Raw genomic sequence first — 20,594 nt, forward strand, 5'->3', positions numbered from 1 at the left:
TGAGGAAATCAACGTGGGTTTTTATTACAGAATCAATGGTTTTTCTTCAAATGGAAGCCACCGTTCATCAATCAGGGAACGATACCAAGCGGCTGATTTTTTTAATGACCGAGTCCGTTCTTCATTTAGCTCGATTCGTACGAGACCATAGCGATTTTTGAACGCATTCATAGGTGAAACACAATCGGTAAATGCCCAAAGCATATAGCCTTCGCAGTTGGCGCCTTCCTCGACGGCTTTTAGCAGCCAGTAAAGATGTTCGGTAATAAACTGAATCCGATAATCATCTTGGACTTGACCTGTGGCATCCATATACTGTTCTTCATTTTCCCGCCCCATACCATTTTCAGTGATCAGCCATGGAATATTGCCATAATTTTCTTTAAGATAATTAGCCATATCGTACATGACCTTCGGATAGATTTCCCAGCCACGGGAGTTATTCATTTGTTTTCCTGGCAAATCAAAGGTCTCATAAAACATTTCTGGATGAAATGGTGTATCCGAATGCCATTGATATCGTGGTGCCCGCACGCGTTTCGGGTAGTACTGATTGACACCTAAGAAATCCACCGTATGGGTGCGGATCGTTTCCAAATCTTCTTCTGTAGGATCAAAGTAGATGTCATAGGTTTGGCAAAGCGTGATAAGTTCATCTGGATAATGCCCCTTAACCATTGGATCAAAAAAGATTCGGTTGAAAAAAAGATCGTACATTTTTTGCGCGTTTTGATCCTCTGGTGAGGAAGAGCGTGCGTAAACCATTTCTGGATTTAGCACACAACCGATGCGCCCCTCGTAGCCCTTTTCATGATAGACAGCCACCGCTTGGGCGGACGCCAATACTTTGTGATAGTTCCAAAGCATCCATTTTTTTGTGTTTTGCTCATGGGGCCAGCGGATCGCATCGAGATAGCAACGAGTCTGAATAACGATCGGCTCATTGAAGGTAAACCACTGTTTGACTCGATCACCGTAACGCTCGAAGGCGATTTCGGCATAACGAGTATATAGATCGACCACTTTCCGCGAGCTCCAGCCATCATAGGCATCCATCAAACTAGCTGGCAGTTCATAATGTTCCAAACAAAGCATCGGTTCGACCCCAGCCGCAAGCAATTGGTCGATAAGCTGATCGATATGAGCAGCGTAATCTTCATCAACGATCAGCTGTTCATGGTCGGTAAAGAAGCGCGCCCAGTTGATCGATGTTCGGTAATGGGTCAAATGAACCTCCTGCATCAGTTCAACATCCTCTGAAAACTTTTCCATAAAATTCGTCGCAACAGCCGGCCCGTAGCCATTATGCCAGACAAAGCGTTCTTCTTTGTACCAGCGGTCGAGATACGAATCTTGCCCTTCTTTCTTTCCTTGCCAGCCTTCTGTCTGCCAAGCAGACGAAGCAGCCCCTAAAATAAATGTTTCAGGTATTTTTACCATTTTTTAAAACTCCTTTATGCAACTTCATTGGTCGTACGATTCATTACCAAAACAAAAGGTAGATAGATCAAAATCGCCACGACAATACAGATAACTTGCGTGATCACAGCCCCGATATCCCCAGCAGTAGCTAGATAAGCATTGACGATCGGTGGCATCGGCCATGGGACCATTACCACTGCTTTAGCGGCAAAGCCTAGGCTTGTGGCCACGTACCCAATCGTTCCTGTTACTAATGGTGTCAGGATAAAGGGAATCGCCAAAATGGGATTCAACATAATTGGCATGCCGAAGATCACTGGCTCATTGATATTGAAAATCCCAGGTGCTAATGACAATTTAGTGATTTGGCGCATGTCCTCCCGCTTGCCGACGAACAAAATCGCAATCAGCAACCCAATCGTAACCCCAGAGCCGCCCATACTCATATACATATCCCAAAACGGCATCGTAATAATATTGGGTACTTCTTTTCCAGCTTCAAAAGCTTCCGTATTGACAGCGATCGCTGCCAGCAACAATGGTTCGCGAATGGGTTTGACCATCTGGTTCCCATGAATCCCGATGACCCAAAAAACTTGTGCGATAAACATCAACAACAAGATACCTGGTAATCCTTGGACGATCCCTTCCAGTGGTCGTTGGACGACATTGTAGATGATATCGTAAGCATACATCCCTGTAAGTGCTTTGATAGCAAAACCAGCGGTGGCGATGATGGTCACGGTGAAAATCGTTGGAAACAATGCCGAAAAACTTGCCGAAACATTCCCAGGAACACTATCAGGCATCGTGATCTGCAGCCGTTTTTGTCTTCCTAACCACGCATAAAGCTCGATGGAAACGATCGCAACGAACATGCCTAAAAATAGGCCTTTCGTGTCAGTATATTGCTTAGCCAGCACGTTTTCGGCAACCACCGTCGCATCTTCGTGCAAAAATTCAAAGATCATTGGATTAACAGAAAGATAAGACATCACTGCGATGATTCCTGGAAAGACCCCAGAAATCTTATTTAATTTTGCTAGCTCAATCCCAATCAGAAACACTGCATAGATCGTTAAGAAACTCAACGTCACATAACTGACCGCAGATGAGATCGGTTTTAAACTTTCTAAAAAGCGCAGTGCCTCGATTTGTGCCAATCCATTTTCAGCATCAAAAACCATTGCTGAAAACAATGTACCAAACGCTCCTGTAATGATTACTGGAATCAAAGCAGCAAAGGCATTTTTAATGACCATGATGTAGCGTAAATTATTGATCCTATTGGCAAACTTTCCTAAAACGTCAGCGAGTCGATCCATAAATCCTTGCATAAAACTCCCTCCTATACCCCTATTCTTCAATTGTTAGAAAACGATTACATTACAAATGTAATTCATTTCCTGAAGAATGTAAACGCAGGAAAAGCCTTCAAAACAGGGTATGTAAAGCTCCAAGTTTACATACTTCGTTTTATCACTTATTATTATTTTGAGGTGAAGCAAATGGCGAACTACCATGACATCGCTGCCGATTTACGGAGCAAAATCAATCACGGGTTTTACGAAGAAGAGAAAAAATTGCCGAAGCAATCCGAACTGGCTGCGGATTATCAAACGAGCCGCGTGACGATTCAAAAAGCATTGAATATTTTACAAATGGAAGGCATTATTTACGGTAAAAAAGGCACGGGTACGTTTATCAGTGATTCCTATTCAACCTTCGATTACAACGCCAAGATCAATCGCGGGCTGACGAAGCGCCTTGGAGAGACAGGAAAAATCACCAGCAAGATCATTTCTTTTGCCATTCTTTTTCCCGATGAGAAAGAACAAGAAAAACTAAAAATTCGCAGTGACCAGCAAATTTATGATATCGTTCGTCTGCGTCTATTTGACGATGTACCCGTTGTTTTAGAATATACCATCATGCCGCTTCATGTCATTCCTGGCATTACCGAAGAAGTCTTATCCTCTTCAGTCTATAGCTACATCACGAACCAACTCCACTCCTCGATTGGAACATCTGTCCGTCGTATCAAAGCGGATCGTGCAGACACCTATGACCAGCAATACTTAGCTTGTGCCGCCACCGATCCCATTTTAGAAGTTGAGCAAACGGTTTACCTCGGCGATGGGACGCCTTTTGAATTTTCCCAATCACGGCACCGCTATGATATGGGGGATTTTATTGTTGTAAATAATTAATACGCTGCGGATCAAGTGCCTCTAAGTGAGGAGCGATACGCAGCGCATTTTACTTAAAAATATTGCTGATAGACTGTTTGACCAATTTCTCTTAGCCAACTGATCCCTTGACCACTACCGGTTTTATCATAGGAAAATGCCGCAATGATGATCGTCGTTTCATTGGCTTGTAAATACGCTACATCGTGTTCGATGCGGTCAAGACGGCCTGTCTTATTAAAAATGCGGCAAGCGGGCTGCGCAGTTTCCGCAAAATTTCCCGCTAATCCTTCTTGAAATTGCTGCTGATTTAAGGGTGAAAACCCTAGTGCAGCTTCTTCTCGTTTAACACACCTTAGTAGTAGTTTAGCAGCCGCCGAGGGGGTCAAGCGGTTCTCTTTGTCTTTGATCGGTCGCATCATATACCGTTCAAATTGAATCTCTGGCTCCTGAATCCAGGCCTGAAGCGTGGGCAACCCTACTAAGTCCAATAGTACATTGGTCGCAGTATTATCAGATACGGCGATCATCGCCGTGAGAAGTTCACTGATGGTCCAACCTTTCTTCTGAGGAAAAAGACGGATCACCCCAGCACCACCTGTCAGATCAACGGCGTTCACACCGATCAGCTGTTGCGGATCGATTTTTTCTTCGTTAATCTGTTCAAGATAATAGGCATACAAAACAAGCTTACTGATACTCGCTGCCGAAAACGACTTTTGACTCTGATAGTCAACAAGACATTCCGTTGGCGTACCGATCCATAAACCCATTTCCAAGGTTGTCTGATAGTTTTCTAGAATAGGCTTAATTGCTACACGCAAGTCATCTTTTCCCATCAAATGCCCCTTTCCTTACGATCATGAAAAGAATGTTCATGAGCATTCCTGTGATGCATTCGGCTGGTTTTGCCAATAACGCGCCACAACTGCGAGTTCTGGTTCATAATTAGAGCCAGTGATTTTGGTTTTCATGACCCGTGACCCAGGTGTTCTTGAATGAATCATTTCGTCATCCCCCAAATATAGACCGACATGATGGACTTCGCCTTTTCCTTCTTCATAAGCAAACAGCAGCAGATCCCCTGGTTGTGCCTGACTGTAAGGTACGATGTTTGCTTGTTGTGCTTGCTCGATCGTATCTCGGGGGATTAAAATACCATGAAGTCGATGCAGCGAATACATGAATCCAGAACAATCAAAGCCACTGCCGCTAATGCCTGCCCAGACATAGGGCTGGTTTATAAATTGTTCTGCTAAGGCTATTATTTTTTCTGGGAGCTTTGCCCATGTGTCCGATAGGACGTGAGCAAAAGCTTTAGCGATCGTTGCTGGTCCATTAGGCGTAGCCACTTGATAGGAATCTGCGGTTTCCCCAACAAGTGGTAAAACTGTTCCAAAAGAAACAAGTCGTGTGGTCGAGTCAAAAACAAGCACGGCTTCTTTTGCAATCACCCCAATCCTTCTTTTAGCTGGTGCATAATCTGGTGGCAATGGCTTCAATACCTCGTTCGGCAGATAACCGGGATACCCGAGTGGGTGTTTATTGCTTTTTTGATCCAAGACGATCACATGGGACCAACCATCCGTTTGGGTGATGACTTCTACTATCGTCCCATATAATACTTCGGAGTCCACTAAGCTTTCCTGATAAAGCCGCATCGTATCTTCATCAGTCAAAAAAGTGTGCAGCGCTTCTAAAGGAAATGCTTTGATTTTTGCTAGTACTTTGTTTTCTTTGGGTTCCTTCCATAAGAAGGAAGAGCCAGCCTGAACAATTTGTTTCATCTTTGCTCCTCTCATAACTATTTATTCGTTGATTCCTAGACCGATGCGTTCGGTGACTCTCAAACTTCCTGGACGCTGAAGAATCCCTTGCATTTCAGGGGAAGTCGTTTGGGTCTCCCACATAAAAGGAACGTCCAGATCATAAAATTGGACGTCGGCCATCCCCAAGGCAAAATGGGCGGCTGCCGCCATTCCCCCATACCCTTCAATCATCGAACCGACCATCACCGGCACTTGATGCTCTTTTGCCAATTGATAAATTTTTTGTCCCTCTTTGATCCCACCGCTTTTCATCAATTTAATGTTCAAATAATTGCAGCAGTTTTCAGCAATCAAACGCTTGGCATCCTCATAGGAAAAAAGACTTTCATCGGCCATGATTGGAATCGTCGTACGAGCAGTCACATAGCTGAGTCCAGCAAAATCATGGGCTTTTACTGGCTGTTCAACAAACTCGATCGGAATGTCTTGCCATTGGTCTAAAATCTGCACCGCTTCTTCTTTGGTCCAGCCTTGATTCGCATCAATTCGAAAGGGAATCTTTCCTGCCAAGCGTTCATTGATGCGGCGAATTTTCGCAACTTCCTCTTCGATCGTTCCTGCCCCTAGTTTGATTTTCAAGGAGCGAAATCCCGCCTGGACTTTCGCTTGGGCATCATGCAGCATCTGCTCCTGTGAGCCAACACTGATCGTATAGTCGGTTGTCAGTGTATTGGCAGAACCACCTAAATAGCGGTAAAGAGGCAAGTTGGCCGCTTTTGCCAGTGCATCATGCAACGCGATATCAATCGCCGCTTTAGGGCTCGTATGATGCTGGATCAACGCATGAAGCTCATCCATTACTAGCAATTGGGCATCTACCTTTCTGCCTAACAGGAACGGGGCAAAGACCGTTTCGATATCTTTTAAAATACTTTCTTTTGTATCACCGGTGATCACTTCGGTAGGTGCTGCTTCTCCGATGCCAACGATCCCATTATCAAAAAAAAGCAGCACTCGAATCACTTCGACGGCGTGCACTTCTCTGAGCGCCGTTTTAAAGGGTGCATTCAGCTGGATCGGAATTCGTTTGGTTTCAACTGCTGTGATTTTCATTGGTGTTCCTCCCAAAAAGAAAAGCAGTTCTTATCTAGCTAAAATGAATACGTCATTGTTCGCTGCTAGAAAAAGAACTGCTTTATTCCTTGTTATCAAGTTGCTAAACATTCTAGTAACGTTTTTCTCGTCTGCTGCCCTCTTTGGCGAAGTCAGACAATGAATAGACAAAAGGAGCTTTTTTCTCCTTATTCTTCGACAAAGACATTTTTATAATCATAGGCCGCGCCAACACTATGAACGATGAGGCCTTTGATTTTTGGCGACCGTAGATGTGCTTCAGCACTTTGGAAGAGTGGAATAACGCCTAAGTCGTCGTTTAAGATTTTTTCTGCTGCTACCATATTTTCCCAACGAGCTTCTGGATTGTTAGCATTTTCATTGGAGGCTTGTTCGATCAATTGATTGTAGTCATCATTTAGCCACTTTCCACGATTATAGGAACTGTCTTTTTTGAACAATTCCAAAAAGTTGATTGGATCTGCATAATCCCCGATCCAGTTGTTCATGACCATCTCAAAATCGCCGCTATTTGAACGATCCAAGCGCACAGAAAATGGAACGTTTGTGACTTCGACAGTCAGCCCATCCAGTGTTTGCTGCAAGGTACCTTGAATGTATTCTGCCATTTTTTTCGATTGATCGGTATCTGATGTCAACAGTTCAAAAGACAATGTATCGATACCCAGTTCAGCTTTTGCCTTTTCCCAATATTCTTGGGCTTTTTCTTCGTCAAAGGCTAAGGTGGTTGCCGCATCCTCGACAAAATCAGCCTTTGTCTCTGGATTAAACGCTAGGTCAGAAGGAACAAAACTGACCGCCGGTAAGGAGCCGTTGCCTAAAATATTGTCAACGATTTGTTGTCGATTCATACTATACGAAATGGCTTGGCGCAGATTTGCATTTCGAAAAGGCGAATCTTCTGGTGCTTGATTCATTTCTAAATACTGAGTGGTTGCACTAGGCTGAACAATGTAATCAGGATGATTCACATTCTGCATCGCCAATTCACCGCTTAAAATAATGTCATCGGCTTGTCCGCTTTCGTACAAGTTATAAGCGGTCGATGAGTCTTTCACGACATCAAAGTTAATTGTTTCAAGTTTGACCGAATCGGCATCCCAATAATCGGGATTTTTCGCCAATGTCCATTGGATGTCGGTGCCTGGTCCAGCATAATTGGTCAATAGGAATGGTCCATTGTACGCCGCGTTTTCACTGGTTAAGGCATATTGGTCACCGAACTCTTCCACGACACGCTCGTTTTGCGGGAAGAAAGTTGGAAAAGCCAGTAAAGATAAAAAGTAAGGCGTCGGTTTTTCTAACGTGATTTTCAATTCATGATCATTGACTGCTTCGATCCCTAACTCGCTTTTATCTAGCGTACCATCTGAAATAGCGGCAGCGTTTTTAACTGGTGCCAGCATATAAGCATAATTGGAAGCAGTGGCTGGATCAACGGTGCGTTGCCAGCTAAAAACATAATCAGCTGCAGTAACTGGATCGCCATTGGACCATTTTGCCTCTTCCCGCAGTGAAATGGTGTAAGAAAGCCCATCTTCACTAACTTCAGCGTCTTCGCTTGCACCAGCGATCACAGGAACATTGTTTTCATCTAAGCGATAAAGACCTTCATAGGCGTTGTTTAACGTGATAAAGCTGTAAGAGTCGGTTGCTAAAGAAATATCTGCACTGCCCATCTCTGCCGAAAATTGCACATTGATCACTTGCTCTGCAGAAGAAGCGGCTGATGAATCCGTCTCATTATCTTCATTGCCATTTTGACAAGCTGCTAAAAATAAGCTACCTAGTAACACAAGCGATACTGCATATTTGCTACGTTTCCCCATTTTTACTCATCCCCTTCTAACATTCAGATAATTCAAAAAATTCTGTTTGTTGTACCGAGTTTACCGCATGTTTATGCAGCCTGTCAATTTAACACGACCAAAAAATGTAAGAGGTTACATGGTTGTGTCAGAAGCGCTCTTCTGAATGTAAAAAGTAGAAAAGAGCGACTTTATACTGAATATCGTTGAAAGGAGTCGTGCCAAGAAAGCATACAAAAAAGTCCTGATCTTCTAGTAATCAGAACTTTTGATACTTTCTTATACATCATTTCGCAGGTAAAATGGATAAAAAAACTTTCTTAATTTTCCTTCCCTTTCACACAAAAAAAGAAGACATAAATTTCGTCTTCATAGCGCTTTCTCAGAGCCTTCCCACTTTTTTGCCTTTCAACTCAAGGAATAAAAGAAATCTCCTCAGAAAGTAAAAAAAACGTATCTATTTTAAAATGGGAGTGGTACACTAAACAAACGAAGAGTACTGCACGTGAGAAAAGAAAGACTTCCCCAAGTATCCATTTTCTCCAATACTCTTCGGACTCTTCAGTACGTATATTAATTATACGTACTTTTTTCATTTGTTCAAGGCTTTTGAGGAATTTGATCAAAAAATGACTATCGATAAAAAGATTACAAGATTCCACAGCTAATTGACAATCATTCTCAATTAGCGCTATACTAAACCAAATCGTCCCGAGTCAAAGGAGGAATTTCATGTATATCCGTACCGTTGCGTTTGAAGTCATTCCAGAAGGAAAAGAACTCTTTCTTGCTAAAATGAAAAAAGATACCGCCTCAATGAAAACATTTGCTGGCTGTCACTCTGCTGAAGCTTGGTTTTCAGAATCAAAAGACCGCCTCGTTTTCCAGTTGGTGTCAAAATGGACTGAGAAAAAAGCCTTTCAAGCTTGGTTAAAACGCCCCGAACATCTGCAAAAGCACAGAGAGGCGTATCGAGCAGAAAAAGAAGGAACTGCAAAACCGAACCTTGTTTTGTCCAAAACAGGTCAAGAATTTGTCTTGATCGATGAAGAGCCTACTCCTAGTTAAACTATACGAGCGATCCACCAAAGCTGATTCCGTTCGCTTTGGTGGATCGCTTTCTTGTTCAGTATCTCTCTATTCTATTCCACCGTTCGCTCGTTCAGGGTTCTTCCTTGCTGATCTTTTAATTGAAGCCAGCCATTGGTCCCCCCATAGTAAAGAAACATGCCGACCTCATTGACACTTTTTAATACGACGTCTTCAATCGTTCGTCCCTCTTTGATCGCTGATTGATTCTCTTGCCGTATCTTTTCTGCTAATCGAGCTGAAAAGCCCACCGAGCCGTCTTTGTTCAAAGGAACCTCTTGACGCAAAGTAGCGCCTTTTTCAATTCGAACCTCGTTGCGTTTCTGCCAATAGACCGTTGCTGTACTTCCTTGATAATCCACCATAAAGGGTTCATCTTGTAATTCTTTTGACCATTTATGACGAGGCTTACCCCCTTTTTTCACCGCTTTCGTTTCCTTTTTGCTGGTAGATACATAACCCAGAAAATCGATCAAGCAATCAAATGGTTCCGCACAAATAGCGACCCCTTGTTGCAGTTCCTGTGGAATCACGATAGGTGCGTTGGAAGCATTGGACAGTTGATATTTCTCTTGATAATAGGCTGCTAAGTATGGCACCATGATCTCCCAAGGTGGTGTAAGGATCATTAAGCGATCATATTCTTGCTTGTCATCAAATGTTTTCTCATCTGCAACTGATAGTAATTGGCCTTCTTTTATGGCTAAAAGGACGGTATTGTCTTTTGTTTCAATAAGTTTTCCTTTAACAATTTGCAGTTGCCCTGCTTCCTTCGGCAATTCAAAAAGCATCTGTTTGTCATCAATGACCGTTTTTTCTAATTCCATTTCGCTCCCTGCTTTCTGCTAGTTTCTCGCCCATTATAGCATGTATTTTTCTACGCAGCGGTGTCCAAGAATCAAAAAAAGAGGCTGCTTCCAAGAAACAGCCCCTTTGTTAAGGGAATTGGTTTACGTGCATGGCTTCGCTTGATTGGGATTAACCCTTAGCTAGAAAAGCAATCAACCAATGCTGGTTGATAGATCTCGTTGTATTTTGCCACAACTCGTCCACAACGTTCTTCAAGCTCGTCATGATCGGTCTCTTCATAACGGATCACATGCAAAACGGCACAACGTTCCATTTTTCTGACCACTTCTCCGATAACGCGGCTTTCTAAGCCAACTGGTTTACATTCATATGCTTTACCTAATACAATTGTTTCTGCTTCCATAATGCGCTCCTTACTACTCGTTTCTCTAATTGTATTATCATCTTATCATCTAATTCTAATAAAATAAAGCGATATGCATGTCTATTTAAAACAAAAATGAAAAAAGTGCCCATTATTCAATGAACACTTACTTTTTAAACATTATATTGTTTTTTACTAATTATTAAGAAATAACGATTTACTTACGACTCGCTACTAGGATCGCCGCAAATTCTTCCAGATATTTCTGATCGATCTCATCATAGCTGTTCGTTTTGCCACTATCGATATCCAACACACCAATCAATTGATCATCAGCTATCATGGGAACAACGATTTCAGACATAGCTGCCGAGTCACAAGAGATATAGTTCTCATGTTCTTTGACATTCGGGACGATCAATGTCGTTTGTTTTGCCGCTGACTCTCCACAAACCCCTTTGCCCATAGTGATTCTGGTGCAAGATACTCTTCCTTGGAACGGGCCTAAGATCAGTTCGCCTTCTTCAAACAAATAGTAGCCGGCAAACACCGTATCTTCCAATGTTTCATTTAATAAAGCAGAAGAGTTTGCTAGATTAGCGATCCAATTACTCTCTGCTTCTAATAATCCTTTTAATTGCAGAAGCATCAATTCATACGCTTCGATTTTTTTATTCATTTTCTCACCTCTGTCCTTGATTATAAGCAAAGACAGAGGATTTGTCTTGTCTAAATTACTGAGTATGGGAAACAATAATGTGAAAAAAGAACTGTTGCCTAAAATAGCCTATCCATCCACTCGTACCAATAGTCAACGCTACTCATAGCATTTCCTTCTCAGTCGTCTTTGAAAACTTACTAGGCATCAATCACAGTAAAGCGAGTGTTTTCATGTTGTACTGTTTCGATCTCATCGATAATTGCCTTAGCTAACGTACCGCTAGATGTCACCGATTCCTTTTGTTCGTTGAATAGTAAGTGATCTTTCCCTAAAATCGCTGGTTTAGCTGGTCCTTCTTGAAAGACATTCCCAGGAGAAATCCCCACCCAAGGGACATTTTTGACTGTTTCTAAAAAGAGATATTCGTCTAGCTGATTTTCTGGAATCGCAATCCAACTTTCGCTTCCTGGTGCTTTTTTCAACTCAGAGAGATTACGTTCCCCCGCTTCATTGAATAAACTGCCGGCTCCTAAGATGAAGAACAAACGAGTGTTTTTTTCTCGAAACAGGTGCACTAATTTTGCTGCCAGATCCACATGCAAGTAAGCTTTGTCAGGACTTGTCGCAAACGCGTCAACAAGCACATCAAAGTCACTGAGCTCTTCTTCTGTGAGAGAAAAAGCATCCTTTGTAAGTGTTTTGACCGTCTCACCAAGTTGTTCTTTGGCCTTCGCTTCATTTCTCACGATAGCAGTCACTTCGTGTCCTCTCTGTACTGCTTCTTGATAAATTGCTGAACCTGCATTCCCTGTTGCGCCAATAATACCGATTTTCATAATGATCATCCTTCCTACTTTTGTTTTTTCAAAATCAGTTGTTACTAATTAAGTTACAACTAGAGTATAAAAGAAACTTTCTTCCCTGTCAAGAATTTGCCTAGCAGGTGAAAGTTCTTTTTTTACAGCCTTTTATGTGACACTTTTAATGATTGGCTTCTACTTGAATGCCGTCAATGATGGATTGTAGCGAGATAGCGCTCATTTCCTGCTCAATTTTCTTTTGCAGCACATCGTAAGTTTCCTCTAATACCGTTTGGATATTCCCCCCAATCAAGCAATTGGGATTGGTCTTTTTGTCCGCATGTAAAAGATGCTGATCTTTTTCAACACTCGCATAGATGTCCAACAAAGAAATCTCATTTGGTTCCTTCGTTAGTTTAGGGTTTGGTTTTCCTCTTTGGCTTTCGATCAATCCGGCAATACGCAGATCACTCATAATCCGGCGAACATAAGCAGGATTCGTTTCAACACTCTGGGCGATCCGATCACTTGATAGATCAGTTCCTTTAAAGAGGTGGATGTAAGCGAGGATGTGAATGGCGTCGCTGTATTTCGTTGAATATTTCACTTCGTCTCCACTCCTTTTTCTTGTATCATACCTCTTTTTTCAGATTTAGACAAAGGGTACTGACCAATCTTACAAAACTCGAGGATCCCATCAAGAAAAAGCAGCCCTCAAAAAGTTAGCACAAAAGCCTAACTTCTTGAGGGAACTGCATACTGAACCATTTTTTTCCTTTTTATTTAAACGAGCACTTTGCTAATAGCCCTTCATCCAAGCAGACTCAATCTGATTGCCGTCAGGATCAACGATTTCATAGCCGACCATCATGTCCTCTGGAATCCCCATATCAACTTGGAACGACTGTCCACCATTTTCTTCAGCGATTTTTGCAAAATTCTTTGCTTCTTCTAGTGTGTCAAAACTAAACGCGATCAATGCGCCACTCGTCTTCTTTGTATCTGCAATACTTCTACCATTTAGAAATTGTTGGTAAAACGCATGTTCTAACAGCATTAACCAAATCGATTCACTCCAAACCATTCCACTGCTGGTCTCGTTTGAGAACTCTTCATTTTTTACAAACCCCAGCGCTTCATAAAAGGATGTTGCACGTTTGATATCAGTGACAGGCAAGTTAATAAACACCATTTTGTTCGCCATTTTCTTGCTCCCTTCCTTTGGTAAGCTGCACTGCTGAATCCGTTCTCATTATAGCACCTATCGGTTCATTCACAAAAACATCAGTCTTTGTCCTCTGCTGCTAGTCTGAGTAACCTGATCCAAAATTTTTTTCAAGTAAAAAAAGGCCTTGCACACATAGGCCTTTTAGCTTTTCTCATCTATGAAAAAGTAACTTGATAAGCATTAGCAAAGAATCATGTTTTCGCTAATACAATCAGCCCAAACTACTTTATTTAATACTCAAAGCTCAAGTCTTGAGTCGATCACGGTTACTTTCCCACGATAAATTTTTCGATACTCTTTGGGCGTATAAGAAGTTGCTTTTTTAAATTTCTTACTAAAATAATTTGGATCATTGAATCCTACTCTAACAGAAATTTCACTGATTGATCGATCACTTGTTGAGAGTTCTTTTTTGGCAACTTCAATACGATAAATCATCAAGTACAATGAAAAGGTCATTCCTAATGTATTCTTGATCAAACGGCTGGTGTGATACCGACTTAAATGCAGGTGATCTGCTAAAGTGTCTAACGTAATATGTTCTCTATAATTTTCATGAATATAGCGCAATATCTTATGTCTTAAAGAAAGCGAAGGAGAAGCTTCATTGTTTTTCTCGACGTGCAGCAAGGAAATCTGATTGATGGATTGAATCCCTCGGTCCAATGCATAAACAAAATCATTGGTGATCGGTTCGACCAAATAATCGATCAAGTCGTAACGCAACGCTTTTTGAGCGATAGCAAAACTTTCTACTGCAGAATACAAAATTGCTTTTGCATTCGGATAAAAAGAAAGCAACTCTTTGTATAATTCAAAACAGTCCTCTTCGCCATCCGCATTGATCACTGCAATCTCAACCATCTGCTCAAGACAGGTACGCTGAAGTGCTTTTTTCGAATCAACCATTGGAAGCAAGATGACATTTGGGAAATGACGATCAATCAAACGAACCATCTCGCTAACTGCTCTTCGCTCTTCGCTGTCAATGATCAATAAATTACACACGAAATTTTCTCCTTCGCTAAAAATTCATAGTCGGTTTCTCTATTTTCGTTTATTTTTCTTGAAAATCAATGACCATCCGTCCTTTGATTTTTCCTGAAAGCATTTCATCAAAAATATCGTTGATCTCTTCTAACTGACGCATGACTACTTTAGGAACGACTTTCCCTTCCGCTGCAAATTGGAAAGCTTCTGCTAAATCAGTTCGTGTTCCAACAAGGGAACCGACAATCTTAATCCCATCCAATACAAGTCGAGGAATGTTCAAGTCCATGCTTTCTGGTGGGAGACCGACCGCTACAATCGTACCGCCCGCACGAACAGCATCAACAGCAGAATTGAAGGCTGCTTTTGAAACAGCTGTTACTACGGCTGCATGTGCGCCGCCGGTTGCTTCTTGAATGATTTTTGCCGCATCTTCTTTCGCAGGATTGATTACAAGATCAGCGCCGTGATCTTTTGCGAAGTCCAACTGTTTGTCGTTGATATCGATTCCAATCACTTTTGCATTAAAGACATTTTTAGCATATTGTAAGGCTAGGTTTCCTAGTCCCCCTAAACCATAGATGGCGATCCATTGACCTGGTTTAATGTCAGAAACTTTTACCGCTTTATATGTGGTTACACCTGCACAAGTAATGCTGCTGGCTTCAGCAGAACCTAAGTCCTCTGGAACTTTCACTGCATAGTCAGCTACAACGATACATTCTTCAGCCATACCACCATCTACAGAATAGCCGGCATTTCTAACCGAACGGCATAATGATTCATTCCCGTTCACACAGTATTCGCATGATCCACAGCTTTCATACAACCAAGCGACACTTGCACGGTCACCGATTGCTAGAGAAGTAACATCATCACCGATTGCAACCACTTTACCGATTCCCTCGTGCCCGAGTACGATCCCAGATGCATCTCCAAAGTCGCCATCTTTTACATGCAAGTCAGTATGGCAGACACCGCAACACTCCATTTTCAATAATGCTTCATTCGGACGAAGCGCTCTTAATTCTTTTTCCTCGATTTTTACAACCTTATCTTTTGATACTACAGCTGCTTTCACAAAGACACCTCTTTCAATTCGATTAAATAAAGAACTTCCTTTTATTTGTGAAGTAGTTAACTAACGCATAGAGGTCAGTAATAGCTAGATAAAAGAAAGTTCTCTATCGAGAAGATTACCATAGAAATCATCAAAAAAAGGGGAATTTATTGCTTTTTTTCTGTAATCATTTATTAGAAAACAATAATGAAATCATTCAAAATTTTTTCTTTATTTCCAGATTACATAAAATTAAAAATTAAAAAGATAGAGAAAATTCATCTCTATAAATAACAATCGTTTCAATAAAAAACATCAAGACGATCTGATAGAAGACTGTAGGATGATTTGTACTCACTGTTCTTCTATCCTTCTATTTTTATCCCTTCGATGACTTGCGATTTATTTTCTTTCAGGCGCTGAATGTCCTATTGGTATTTAGCAAGATGTCCCTCGTCAATGTTTTTCTGAAAATTTCCATTCCCTTCTTCTCCTTTTCTACTCATAAAAGCAACTAGTGCACAAAGGCGGTCGATCAAACAATCGACAATCTGTACTCTGTCATTATTGGACAGCCGATAAGTATCCACAAAAAGTTTCAATCGATGGCATTGCGTTTCACTCAGACGACTGTTCCCATCAAAATACAAGGGTACCCAGCGGTACGCAGCATAAGAAACATCCCATAACCTGCTTCCTGGCCTTACTGTGTCAAAATCAAAAAGCCCAAAAGGCTCCCCATCCACGATCGTCATATTATACGGAGCAAAATCATTGTGGCACATCACCTCTGTCGGACCAGAGTATTCCAGCATCCACTGTTCCTCACCAGTTAGCCTTTCCAGAAAACCAACACTTCGATCATGAAAATCTCTTAATCGTTCAGCTACCAAACAAAGAACCTCATCAGTATAAAGTTCATCCGGCAATGGCTGATCATATACCTCCCCTGGAACAAAAGAAACTAACTCATGTTCTTCCTGATCAAACCCTAATGGTTTCGGCACATAATTTATCTGCTGATCTTGCAAAAAACGTAAAAAGCGTTGGACGTCCTTCGACCATGGAACCTTTGGCCGTCTGACGAACTCCTTTTCGATGATTATTTCTTCTCGTCCAAGATTGTTATTTCTTTCATTCAATAAAACCCCTCCTATTTGTATAGTCGTTTCTTCATTTTATCACAACGAATAGAAAGTTTTTTTCATCTCAGACAAAAGAAAAAAGCCCTTGAAATCAAGGGCTTTTGCTTCATCTGATAATAAATGATTAACGACGAATTTCTTTGATACGAGCTGCTTTTCCGTGTAATGCACGCAAGTAGTACAATTTTGCACGACGTACTTTACCGTAACGAACAACTTCGATTTGTGCAACACGTGGTGTGTGCAATGGGAAGGTACGTTCAACACCTACACCGTTTGATACTTTACGAACTGTATAAGTTTCGCTGATACCAGCACCGCGGCGTTTGATGACAACACCTTCAAATAACTGGATACGTTCGCGAGTTCCTTCGACAACTTTCGCGTGAACGCGAACAGTGTCCCCAGGACGGAAAGCTGGGATGTCAGTACGTAATTGTTCTTGAGTTAGTTCTTGAATCAATGGATTCATGTTTATCATTCTCCTTATTCCCAAACATTCTTAAAGCATGAAAGCTCCAGCGGAACATCGTAATAGTTGAGTTTACACTCACTGAAATATCTTACCACAGTCAACCATAGGCTGTAAAGAGAATTTTCTTGTCATGGCACAGAATATCAAAAAAACTGGCACTATTTTACTTGCCAGTCTTCGCTTCGTCTTCAATTTCTTTTAAAAGCTTCTGCATTTCAGCGGTCAGCGGATAAGTTTCCAGCATATCTGGACGTCGCTGATACGTTCGGCGCAAGGATTCTTTTAATTGCCACTGCTCGATCAATTTATGATTGCCATTCATCAAAACTTCCGGCACTCTCATGCCTTTGAACTCTGCCGGGCGTGTATATTGCGGATGCTCTAATAAACCAGTGGAATGAGAATCAGTTTGTGCGGAGGTTTGATTGCCCAAAACTTCTGGTAATAGCCTGACCGTCGCATCGATCATGACCATTGCCCCCAATTCGCCGCCAGTCAAGACGTAATCGCCCAGTGACACTTCATCAGTGACCAATGAACGGATTCGTTCATCATAGCCTTCATAGTGACCGCAAATAAAAACAAGGTGCTCTTCGGTAGAGAATTCTTCCGCCATCTTTTGATCAAAGGGTTTTCCCGCTGGGTCTAATAGGATCACCCGCTTTTTCGTTTCTGGTGTCGCTTCTTTGATCGCTTTGATATTGTCATAGACAGGTTGGACTTTTAATAACATTCCTGCTCCGCCACCATAAGGATAGTCATCCACTGTTTGATGTTTGTTGTCAGAATAATCACGGAAATTAGAGACATTGATTTCTAACAATCCCTTTTCCCGTGCTTTACCGATGATCGATTCTCCAAGAGGCCCTTCAAACATTCGTGGAAATAGTGTCAGCACATCAATTCTCATCGTCTAACAACCCTTCTGGGATCTCAACGATGACCTGACCATTTTCAAGATCGATGGTATGAACAACAGATTCGATATAAGGAATCAAGGCATCCTTCTTCCCTTTTCGCTGTACCACCCAAACATCATTGGCGCCTGGTGAAAGGATCTCTTTGACTTTACCAATGACTGTACCATCTTCGTCGACGACTTCCAGACCAATAATTTCATGGTAGTAAAACTCATTTTCTGCTAGATCCACCAAATCATCCTTGGTAACTTTTAAAATGCCGTTACGAAACGGTTCAACGTCGTTGATGTTAGGATAGCCCTCAAACGTTAACAAATCAAAATTTTTATGTTTGCGATGACCTGAAACAATCAATGGTAATGGCTCTTTATTTTCACGAAAAAGTGTCAATTCAGCCCCTTTACGGTAGCGTTCTTCTGGAAAATCCGTTTGTGATATCACTCGTACTTCTCCACGGATCCCATGTGTATTGACGATTTTCCCTACGTTTAAATATTCTGTCACGTTCGTTCCCCATTTCTTCTAACTTCTGTTCTATTTTAGCATAGCAAAGTAGCGAATTCTAGCCGTTTCCTAGCGCCCCCTGTTTTCCTCAAAATCATCGCGCGAAAAACACCCCTTCGACGCTTGATCAAAGGGGCAATGTCCTAATCTGAAACTTATTGATTCATTGAAACGGCCATTTCCAAAGCTGAACGTGCATCTTGATGTTGCACCGTTCGAAGCATCTTTTCTTGTTGCCAGACCACGGTAGTTGCTGTATGGTCATTTTTTCCCATATCGATGGTGATTTGACCGACCTCAGGTGCTGGAAGCATGGCTTCTTCTAGATACGCTACCACTTCTTTGGCAACCGGAACTGGATCTTGTTCCTCTTGGTTGACTGCTCGAACAGTCAATGACCAATTTCCTTCTTGCCAGCTCAAATAACTGGAGCCAGCAGCTCCTTGCATATGCCCAGTAATGCCATAGCCGAGATCGACGGCTTGTCCGCCATCATCCGCTGTTACTTTGACCGCTGCAGCCGCTTCATCCGCTGATTGATACTCTTTTGATTGAAAAGCAGCAAGCGGTGTTTCTTCGTTCAATGCCTTGTCATTGAGAGACAATTGCTGATCAAGTCCATAATAAAGAATCGAGACATCGGATTGACTGCCAGCTGTGGCAGCATTCAACACTTTACCCGAAGCAAGCGGAACGTCCTTTGGCAAGACAAGATCAGGGAATACCGCTTGTATTTGGCTATAGATGTCTGTGGTGCTACTCGTATTTGAAGAATCCTCAGAAACCGCCTGACTAGTCGATGCAGTTGATTGACTGGTTTCTGATTGACTACTTTTTTGTGTTTGGGTACTTTCCACCATAGTCGTTGCTGTTGTTTCAGCTGTACTGGCTTGACTGGTTTCTTGGTCTTTTTGATTAGTACAGCCAGCCAAGGTTCCGATCGCTAGCAGCGTAACAAATAATCCTAGTTCTTTTTTCATGATGTTCCCCTCCTTATACAAAGGATACCCCTCAATAAAAAAAATGACAAACAAGTCAGATTGTCTGTCATTTTTTTGTCGATTTTTTAAAGATTAGTGACCCAATTTTGCAGTGATTGGAAGCCGTCCTTGATCCATTGCCAAACTTGATTGGCGATCGTCGATAGGTCGCCCCAACGAAAGTTTTGTGTCCATTGGTTCAATTGGGTCATGATCTCCTCACGATAGACCCAAATTAAAAAGAGCAACAACAAGATCCCTAGCGTTCGCCAAAGAAAAGAACCGATTTTATAAATAAAGACGAGAATCAAAAGAACGACGATCCATGCGATTAGTTGAGACATACAAGCACCTCCTCATTTTTGATTATCTCAAAACCATCCTTTTTTGTCCTCCATCTTAAGCATGAATTTTACAAAAAAAAGCATTTCTCTTTGAGAAATGCTTTACACTCTTGCTTATTTACCATCAATGATATTCAAACGAACTTTTTTCGGTCCATTTGTCCGTACACTGTAAACGATCGTTCGAATTGCTTTGGCAACCCGACCTTGTTTACCGATGATACGACCAATATCTTCTGGTGCCACAGTAAGATTATATTCCAAGAAATCATCTGACTCTACCAGCTCAAGCTTGATATCCTCAGGTTTGGTAACAAGTGGTGAAACGATCGTTAAGACTAATTCTTGCAAATCTTTCATCCAAAGTCACCTTATTTCTTAGTGAATTTTGCTTCGTGGTGTTTTTTCATAACGCCTTCTTTAGAAAGGATGTTACGAACTGTATCTGAAGGTTGCGCACCTTTAGATAACCAATCAAGAACTAGATCTTCTTTGATTGTTACTTCAGCTGGGTCTAGTAAAGGATTGTAAGTACCAACTGTTTCGATGAAACGTCCGTCACGAGGAGAACGTGAATCTGCTACGACGATACGGTAAAAAGGTTTCTTTTTAGAACCCATGCGTTTTAAACGAATTTTTACTGCCATTATTTACACCTCCATTGATTTAATCACAAGAGCTAGTTTAACAGGTTTTTCTGATGGTGTAAAGAGTTTTTTCTTTACAGCTGAAAAAAGTTTTTCTTTCCTTTTTTTTTCGGCATGGTTATCTTTTGCCAGAATGAATCTGGACGCGTATCATGAATATTAGAGAAACCTTTTTAAGGTCAAATCGTTTTATTTGCACCACTCACTTACTTTTGGTAAGCTAAATGAGTAGAAAACAACAAGGAGGAATTTTAC

General features: G+C 41.6%; 24 protein-coding genes. 2 read left to right on the plus strand and 22 right to left on the minus strand.

The window, feature by feature from the left end:
* Positions 1–24: 24 nt before the first annotated feature.
* Together IGI69_RS11520 and IGI69_RS11525 are read right to left on the minus strand one after the other, a co-directional pair.
* Positions 25–1,440: a glycoside hydrolase family 1 protein gene (locus IGI69_RS11520; RefSeq protein ID WP_010749710.1), complete on the minus strand. Its 1,416-nt coding sequence runs from the start codon at positions 1,438–1,440 to the stop codon at positions 25–27.
* Positions 1,441–1,454: 14 nt separating this feature from the next.
* Entirely contained in the window at positions 1,455–2,759 is a 1,305-nt protein-coding gene (locus IGI69_RS11525) for a PTS sugar transporter subunit IIC (protein ID WP_438740888.1), read from the minus strand.
* 171 nt (positions 2,760–2,930) lie between these two features.
* Here IGI69_RS11525 and IGI69_RS11530 point away from each other — a divergent pair, with 171 nt between their 5' ends.
* Positions 2,931–3,632 carry a GntR family transcriptional regulator gene (locus IGI69_RS11530; RefSeq protein ID WP_010749712.1) on the plus strand — a complete coding sequence of 234 codons (702 nt, stop codon included), beginning with the start codon at positions 2,931–2,933 and terminating at the stop codon, positions 3,630–3,632.
* A 53-nt stretch (positions 3,633–3,685) separates the two neighbouring features.
* On the opposite strand, the gene IGI69_RS11535 is transcribed toward IGI69_RS11530, so the two are convergent.
* From IGI69_RS11535 to IGI69_RS11550, 4 genes are all read right to left on the minus strand, one after another.
* Positions 3,686–4,450 (minus strand): serine hydrolase, encoded by a 765-nt coding sequence (locus tag IGI69_RS11535; RefSeq protein WP_015510117.1) that lies wholly within the window; start codon positions 4,448–4,450, stop codon positions 3,686–3,688.
* 36 nt (positions 4,451–4,486) lie between these two features.
* A complete protein-coding gene (locus tag IGI69_RS11540) occupies positions 4,487–5,398 on the minus strand; it encodes a C40 family peptidase (protein ID WP_284591043.1) in 912 nt (303 codons plus the stop codon).
* Positions 5,399–5,419: 21 nt separating this feature from the next.
* On the minus strand, positions 5,420–6,493 hold the full coding sequence (locus tag IGI69_RS11545; RefSeq protein ID WP_373193594.1) for a dipeptide epimerase: 1,074 nt from the start codon (positions 6,491–6,493) through the stop codon (positions 5,420–5,422).
* A gap of 188 nt (positions 6,494–6,681) precedes the next feature.
* Positions 6,682–8,343, minus strand: coding sequence for a peptide ABC transporter substrate-binding protein (locus tag IGI69_RS11550; protein ID WP_373193593.1), 1,662 nt, complete (start codon positions 8,341–8,343; stop codon positions 6,682–6,684).
* 711 nt (positions 8,344–9,054) lie between these two features.
* Here IGI69_RS11550 and IGI69_RS11555 point away from each other — a divergent pair.
* Positions 9,055–9,390 (plus strand): antibiotic biosynthesis monooxygenase family protein, encoded by a 336-nt coding sequence (locus tag IGI69_RS11555; protein ID WP_142968785.1) that lies wholly within the window; start codon positions 9,055–9,057, stop codon positions 9,388–9,390.
* A 74-nt stretch (positions 9,391–9,464) separates the two neighbouring features.
* Here the strand turns inward: IGI69_RS11555 and IGI69_RS11560 are convergent, their stop codons facing one another.
* From IGI69_RS11560 to rpsP, 16 genes are all read right to left on the minus strand, one after another.
* Positions 9,465–10,238: a hypothetical protein gene (locus IGI69_RS11560; protein WP_438740892.1), complete on the minus strand. Its 774-nt coding sequence runs from the start codon at positions 10,236–10,238 to the stop codon at positions 9,465–9,467.
* A gap of 158 nt (positions 10,239–10,396) precedes the next feature.
* Positions 10,397–10,624: a hypothetical protein gene (locus tag IGI69_RS11565; protein ID WP_221693205.1), complete on the minus strand. Its 228-nt coding sequence runs from the start codon at positions 10,622–10,624 to the stop codon at positions 10,397–10,399.
* A 178-nt stretch (positions 10,625–10,802) separates the two neighbouring features.
* On the minus strand, positions 10,803–11,264 hold the full coding sequence (locus IGI69_RS11570) for a GAF domain-containing protein (protein WP_015510123.1): 462 nt from the start codon (positions 11,262–11,264) through the stop codon (positions 10,803–10,805).
* A 179-nt stretch (positions 11,265–11,443) separates the two neighbouring features.
* A complete protein-coding gene (locus tag IGI69_RS11575) occupies positions 11,444–12,091 on the minus strand; it encodes an NAD(P)H-binding protein (RefSeq protein WP_016608699.1) in 648 nt (215 codons plus the stop codon).
* Positions 12,092–12,227: 136 nt separating this feature from the next.
* Entirely contained in the window at positions 12,228–12,653 is a 426-nt protein-coding gene (locus IGI69_RS11580; RefSeq protein WP_010749722.1) for an Rrf2 family transcriptional regulator, read from the minus strand.
* A 192-nt stretch (positions 12,654–12,845) separates the two neighbouring features.
* Positions 12,846–13,250 carry a VOC family protein gene (locus IGI69_RS11585; protein WP_428218532.1) on the minus strand — a complete coding sequence of 135 codons (405 nt, stop codon included), beginning with the start codon at positions 13,248–13,250 and terminating at the stop codon, positions 12,846–12,848.
* A 261-nt stretch (positions 13,251–13,511) separates the two neighbouring features.
* The gene (locus IGI69_RS11590) at positions 13,512–14,231 is read right to left on the minus strand and encodes a response regulator transcription factor (RefSeq protein ID WP_171805173.1); all 720 of its coding nucleotides are present in this window, start codon (positions 14,229–14,231) and stop codon (positions 13,512–13,514) included.
* A gap of 100 nt (positions 14,232–14,331) precedes the next feature.
* Positions 14,332–15,345 carry an alcohol dehydrogenase AdhP gene (gene adhP, locus IGI69_RS11595; RefSeq protein ID WP_005229064.1) on the minus strand — a complete coding sequence of 338 codons (1,014 nt, stop codon included), beginning with the start codon at positions 15,343–15,345 and terminating at the stop codon, positions 14,332–14,334.
* Between the two features lie 407 nt (positions 15,346–15,752).
* Positions 15,753–16,466 (minus strand): aminoglycoside phosphotransferase family protein, encoded by a 714-nt coding sequence (locus tag IGI69_RS11600; protein WP_438740896.1) that lies wholly within the window; start codon positions 16,464–16,466, stop codon positions 15,753–15,755.
* A gap of 127 nt (positions 16,467–16,593) precedes the next feature.
* On the minus strand, positions 16,594–16,941 hold the full coding sequence (gene rplS, locus IGI69_RS11605; RefSeq protein WP_002357176.1) for a 50S ribosomal protein L19: 348 nt from the start codon (positions 16,939–16,941) through the stop codon (positions 16,594–16,596).
* Between the two features lie 166 nt (positions 16,942–17,107).
* Positions 17,108–17,854 (minus strand): tRNA (guanosine(37)-N1)-methyltransferase TrmD, encoded by a 747-nt coding sequence (trmD, locus tag IGI69_RS11610; protein ID WP_438740898.1) that lies wholly within the window; start codon positions 17,852–17,854, stop codon positions 17,108–17,110.
* A complete protein-coding gene (rimM, locus tag IGI69_RS11615; RefSeq protein ID WP_081116497.1) occupies positions 17,844–18,368 on the minus strand; it encodes a ribosome maturation factor RimM in 525 nt (174 codons plus the stop codon). Before rimM ends, trmD begins: the two co-directional genes overlap by 11 nt.
* Before the next feature lie 155 nt (positions 18,369–18,523).
* Positions 18,524–19,348: a hypothetical protein gene (locus IGI69_RS11620; RefSeq protein ID WP_438740900.1), complete on the minus strand. Its 825-nt coding sequence runs from the start codon at positions 19,346–19,348 to the stop codon at positions 18,524–18,526.
* 86 nt (positions 19,349–19,434) lie between these two features.
* Entirely contained in the window at positions 19,435–19,692 is a 258-nt protein-coding gene (locus IGI69_RS11625) for a hypothetical protein (RefSeq protein ID WP_005228919.1), read from the minus strand.
* Between the two features lie 114 nt (positions 19,693–19,806).
* Positions 19,807–20,052 (minus strand): KH domain-containing protein, encoded by a 246-nt coding sequence (locus tag IGI69_RS11630; RefSeq protein ID WP_005228918.1) that lies wholly within the window; start codon positions 20,050–20,052, stop codon positions 19,807–19,809.
* An 11-nt stretch (positions 20,053–20,063) separates the two neighbouring features.
* The gene (gene rpsP / locus IGI69_RS11635) at positions 20,064–20,339 is read right to left on the minus strand and encodes a 30S ribosomal protein S16 (RefSeq protein WP_005228917.1); all 276 of its coding nucleotides are present in this window, start codon (positions 20,337–20,339) and stop codon (positions 20,064–20,066) included.
* Between the last annotated feature and the right edge of the window lie 255 nt (positions 20,340–20,594).

The organism is Enterococcus sp. DIV1083b (genome assembly GCF_051713705.1).
Taxonomy (GTDB): Bacteria; Bacillota; Bacilli; order Lactobacillales; family Enterococcaceae; genus Enterococcus_D; species Enterococcus_D casseliflavus.